Origin of the sequence: Candidatus Cardinium sp. cByotN1 (genome assembly GCF_022810525.1) — a bacterium.
GTDB lineage: Bacteria > Bacteroidota > Bacteroidia > Cytophagales > Amoebophilaceae > Cardinium.
In genome coordinates this window covers 1-5,249 of sequence record NZ_JAACGG010000111.1, presented here as the reverse complement: position 1 = coordinate 5,249, position 5,249 = coordinate 1, and the positions used below count along the sequence as shown (strand labels likewise).

The 5,249-nt window shown below is 36.3% G+C and carries 5 protein-coding genes; 4 read left to right on the top strand and 1 reads right to left on the bottom strand.

Features of this window, described 5'->3' with window-relative positions:
* Positions 1-300 precede the first annotated feature (300 nt).
* A complete protein-coding gene (locus tag MUW73_RS03110; RefSeq protein WP_243575246.1) occupies positions 301-1,662 on the bottom strand; it encodes a ubiquitin carboxyl-terminal hydrolase family protein in 1,362 nt (453 codons plus the stop codon).
* Positions 1,663-2,009: 347 nt separating this feature from the next.
* Here MUW73_RS03110 and cdaA point away from each other — a divergent pair, with 347 nt between their 5' ends.
* The 4 genes from cdaA to rbfA all read left to right on the top strand — a co-directional run bounded on the left by cdaA (position 2,010) and on the right by rbfA (position 5,092).
* Positions 2,010-2,801, top strand: coding sequence for a diadenylate cyclase CdaA (cdaA, locus tag MUW73_RS03105; RefSeq protein WP_243018339.1), 792 nt, complete (start codon positions 2,010-2,012; stop codon positions 2,799-2,801).
* A 67-nt stretch (positions 2,802-2,868) separates the two neighbouring features.
* Complete coding sequence (locus MUW73_RS03100; protein ID WP_243018340.1) at positions 2,869-3,840, top strand: pyruvate dehydrogenase complex E1 component subunit beta; 972 nt, start codon at positions 2,869-2,871, stop codon at positions 3,838-3,840.
* A 19-nt stretch (positions 3,841-3,859) separates the two neighbouring features.
* On the top strand, positions 3,860-4,633 hold the full coding sequence (tpiA, locus tag MUW73_RS03095) for a triose-phosphate isomerase (RefSeq protein WP_262914875.1): 774 nt from the start codon (positions 3,860-3,862) through the stop codon (positions 4,631-4,633).
* A gap of 90 nt (positions 4,634-4,723) precedes the next feature.
* Complete coding sequence (gene rbfA / locus MUW73_RS03090) at positions 4,724-5,092, top strand: 30S ribosome-binding factor RbfA (RefSeq protein WP_243018344.1); 369 nt, start codon at positions 4,724-4,726, stop codon at positions 5,090-5,092.
* The last annotated feature ends 157 nt before the right edge of the window (positions 5,093-5,249 follow it).

The following is a 5,249-nucleotide window of genomic DNA, read 5'->3' as shown; positions in this document are numbered from 1 at the left end:
TGTATGGGTTCAGGCAATGGCGTCAACTTAAGGAATTTTTAATTATTTTTATTTGATTATAAGGCTTTTTTATCTTACTTTTTTCTTGATAAAAAAGTAAGCAAAAAATCAAGCCCTGGTAAAAAGTTGCGGCAATCACCTATTAGAGTTGGAAAAACAGAGCTCACCCGCTGCGCGGGTTCAAATAAGCTGTTTTTCTAGTCAGCTCTAATAGGTGATTGCTGATCGCAACTATTTTACAAGGGGCATGTTTTTCTGGGATCCCCTACCACAGCCGTGCTGAATCGATACATGGAGGCTTTATTGTTTTTTATAAAACAATAAGTAAGCTTGTTTAGATTTATTTATAGCGTCTGATTGCGTAATTTCTTTTACGTTATTATCGCTCACTTCATACCATTGGTCTTTACGCTTTACATAGGCAATATAGTGGCCAGAGCTAGTACTATCCCCATCGTGTACAATAAATGCATTTAAATTATAGTTAATTCTATTTATATTATTAGGATCTGGCTTAATGGTCATATCAAATGTGCCATTAACGTCAGAGTTATTTTTAATTAAATTTTGGTCATACCGCATCAATTCTACACATAACCTAGAAGGCATTGGCTCCCTATATATGACTTGCTTGATATAACTGCCTACTTCAATATCATTGCTTGAATTTGAATAATCTATAACTTCTAACTGATCTTGATTGTTTCTTAGAAAATTCGATTGATTTTCATTGTTTAAGCGGTGGTAATCATTTAAACACACCTTTAATTTTACATCTTTGTTATGTACGACTGTTTCACTACACGATGCAATCATATCAGTTAAATTCAAAGTACCCACACATGATTCTGGAAAATTTACATACAATAAATTGTATGGACCCTGACTAATTTGTTTGTAGTAATTACAGCAATCATGATTTTTTGTAACTGAAATAATCGTCCGTTCAAAAGTGTTAAAAGACTGTAGAAATGGGTAATTCAGCTTCTGATGAAGCAGAAGCAAAAATTCATCCACATCCTGTTGTTTGTCTGCCCAATCAACCGTCTTATCGATTAGCTGAAGTAATTCTGTTCTAACCCGCTCCATACGGTCTTTACCTAGTGGCCGATGACCATTATTAATTTCTTCGATCAAAGTTTTTAAATATTGATGTTTTACGCTGTCTGAGTATAAAGCTGCTATAACCTGCAGCACAGCATTCATATAGCAACTATTAACTACATTAGTCAGCCCAGCGAAAGGAGTAGGAGTAGAAGGAGGAGGAGGAGGAGGAGTAGAAGGCGTATAAGAGCCTGAAGAGGAACTACCACTAGAAAAGCCAGAGGAAGCACTACCACTACTAAAAGAAGAAGAAGAAGAAGAAGAAGAAGAAGAAGAAGAAGAAGAAGAAGAACTATCACTAGAAAATCCAGAAGAATCAGTGTCGGTATTAAGACTCTCGGTAGAGCCATTTACATGATCTGTTGGCTCATTGGTTGGAGCAGTAGTAGTAGTTGGAGGATTAGGTTTAGCAGATGATGCAACGGAAGATGTGGTTGGGGCTGTCTCTTTTTGTTTGCTTTTTTCCCCGAAACAATCTTTACAACCATTGACCATTGCATAGATTGTAATCACGAATAGCCACGACTTTTTTTGCTGGAATATAATTTTTTTAAACATATTGCAAGGTTGTTTTAATTTTATATTTTAAGAAGACAAGAAGGTGTGCTTTAAAAAACATTGGAAACAATTATTGATCTTAGAGACACTTTTGTCTTTCAAATGGCAATTGAAATTTAATTCAAAGATAGCAATTGTATGCAAAAAAAATAGCAGATCAGTAATTTTAACAAATTAATCTCTTTATAACAAGAAGGCTACTTTTAAATTTGCTTTTTTGGGAACAAAATCGTTTTTTTAACACAAAATTAACTTAAAATACCTTAATAATCATAGTGGCTTAGCAGTTTTTATACACCTGCTTTATATAAATTATTTTGATTATAAACTTATAAATTATTTAATCCATGTCATTAAACCTATTGTATCTGGCAACTTGGGACACGCGTTTTACACTTGTGATTGACATGGTACTAATTGGGTTTTTAATTTTTACTATATACAAATTAGTTGAGGGTAGTATAGCTGTCAAGAGCATTTTGGGTTTCTTGGTTGTATATCTTTTTTACTGGATTGTTCGGGCATTACATCTAAATGAGCTAGCCTCTATCTTAAGCATATTTACAACTCCTATCGTTCCAATTATTATTTTTCAAAGAGAAATTCGTCATTTCTTGTTTAGTATAGGTAAAAGTCTTTTAGGTAGCAAGGCGATGATGGTACAAATTATTCCTTGGTTAACTGATCAAAAAAGTGAAGTGGATGTAACACCAGTAGTAAAAGCCGTTCAAACATTAGGAGGAAGTAATACAGGCGCACTCATCGTGTTTACAAAAGATGCAGATCTGCGACACTATGAAGAATCTGGTGATTTAATTAATGCAGTAGTCTCTGCTCGATTATTGATTGCTATCTTTAACAAATATAGCCCTTTACATGATGGTGCAGTTATTATTCACAGTAATAAAATCGTAGCAGCAAGGTGTATCTTGCCTGTGACAGACAACCCCAATATTGCTGCTCGTTTTGGACTACGTCATAAAGCAGCTGTTGGCCTTACTGAAATAACAGATGCCTTAGTCTTAATTGTTTCAGAAGAATCTGGTCAGATATCCATAGCTAAAAAGGGAAGCATGGAAAATAACCTCTCTGCTCAAGAAATTAGAAGTGCGCTAAAGGAGTATATTGGTAATGGCTGATTGTTTTTTTCTCAATGCACCCTATCTTTGATAAAACTTATTTTATTTCATACCATATTGCTAGGAAATGCGAACCATACAATTTAGAGAAGCATTGCGAGAAGCAATGATCGAAGAAATGCAAAAAGATGAAATGATCTTTTTAATGGGTGAAGAAGTAGCGGCATACAATGGTGCTTACAAAGTAAGCCAAGGAATGCTGGACCATTTTGGACCAAACAGGGTTATAGATACGCCTATTAGCGAGTCGGGTTTTGCTGGTCTAGGTGTGGGTGCTGCTATGAATGGCTTGCGCCCAATCATAGAATTTATGACTTTTAACTTTTCCTTAGTAGCCATAGATCAAATTGTCAATGGAGCAGCCAAAATGTACGCGATGTCTGGTGGCCAATACCATGTACCTATTGTATTCAGGGGGCCAACTGGTAATGCGGGTATGTTAAGTGTCCAACATTCTCAAAATTTTGAAAATTGGTATGCCAATTGTCCGGGACTAAAAGTAGTTATTCCTTCTAATCCATATGACGCGAAAGGGCTACTCAAAAGTGCGATTAGAGATGATGATCCTGTAATATTTATGGAATCAGAACTCATGTATGGCGACTTAGGAGCAGTGCCCACAGAAAACTACTTGCTGCCAATCGGAAAAGCTCACGTGGTGCAAGAGGGGACAGATGTAACTTTGGTTTCTTTTGGGAAAATGATTAAAGTGGCAGATCAAGCCAGACAAGCCATGCAAGCAGAGGGTATTTCAGTAGAATTAATTGATTTACGAACCATCCGCCCACTAGACCTCTCTACGATTATTCAATCGGTAAAAAAAACCAATCGTTTGGTGATACTAGAAGAAGCTTGGCCACTAGCTTCTATTGCCTCTGAAATAGCTTACCAGGTGCAAAAGCATGCTTTTGACTATTTGGATGCACCTATTCAAAAGGTAAATAGCCTAGATGTACCCCTACCCTACGCACCTACTTTAATAGAAGCTGTTTTACCCAATTTACCCAAAACAGTGGCTGCACTTAAGTCGGTTTTATAGCTAACCCAAATGGGAAAAAATGGAAAAAAAATACCTTATAGGCAATTGGAAAATGTACAAAACAACAAAAGAAGCCATTACTTTTATGCAACAGTTGTTACCTACATTGGAGGCAATTGATACCGGATCCTTAGGGCTATTTCTTGCCCCTTCTTTTGTTCATTTATCTGATATGGCAAAATTAATAGATCGTAAAGGCCCTATTCAATTGGTTGCACAAAATTGTCACCATGAAGCAGAAGGTGCTTTTACAGGAGAGGTATCTGCTGCTATGCTATCGACTAGTAAGGTAAGTGGGGTATTGATTGGGCATAGTGAACGAAGAATGTACCAAAAAGAAGATAATTCGCTTTTAGCTAAAAAAGTTAAAAAGGTATTGAAAACGGGTATGCAACCTTTCCTTTGTTGTGGTGAGAGTTTAGAAGACCGTAAAAACGGTAAACACAAAGTGATTGTCAAACAACAATTACAAGAAAGTTTATGCGGCATCACACCAGATGAAGTAGCAAAATTAGCTGTTGCTTATGAGCCTGTTTGGGCAATTGGTACAGGAGAAGTAGCTAGTTTGGATATCATAACAGAAATGCACTACTTTATAAGGGAAACGCTATTAGAAGCATATGGCGGGAATATAAACGTACCTATTCTATATGGTGGGAGCTGTAATCCAAAAAATGCAGCAGCTATATTTAGTGCGCCTCATGTTGCAGGTGGGCTCATCGGTGGTGCTTCACTCCAAGTGGATTCATTTATACAATTGGTTAAGACATGTATCTGCTCAAGGCACTGTTAAACAAAGCTTTTTTATCCCACTTTTGCGTGATTTTCTGTTTGTGGGTGGTCCTGACCAAATAGGATACTAAGATATTACTTAAACAAGAAAATGCTAAAGCCCACTAATGTTATTAAAGTAAAGCAAATAGCTAAAATTCTCCAAAAGGAACTAGCCACATTGTTTTTAACAGAAATGGCAGGATTATTTGATCATGCTTTAATCTCGGTTACCATGGTTGACTTAAGTAGTGATTTGAACCTAGCAAAAGTTTATATTAGCCTTTCACTCAATAAGGATCAGGGATCATTACTAAAAAAAATGGATGATCATAAAAATAGCATAAGGAGATTATTAGGCAAAAGGATAGCGGGTAAAATGCATAAAGTACCTGATTTAAGGTTTATCCTTGATGATTCGGTTATACAAGGAGCGCGCGTTACTGCTTTAATTGACCAATTAGATTCGATTGAAGGCTAAGAAAAGGAATAGGTAGTTTACTTTTTTTCGATAAAATAGTAGCTGTTCAGACCATGGCGTCAACTGAAGGGGTATATTTAATTGTTTCCGTTCACCACTATGGCTTATGCTAGAAAAAAAACACGCCCTTTGAAAAAAGTGCGATCAGAAAGCGCAG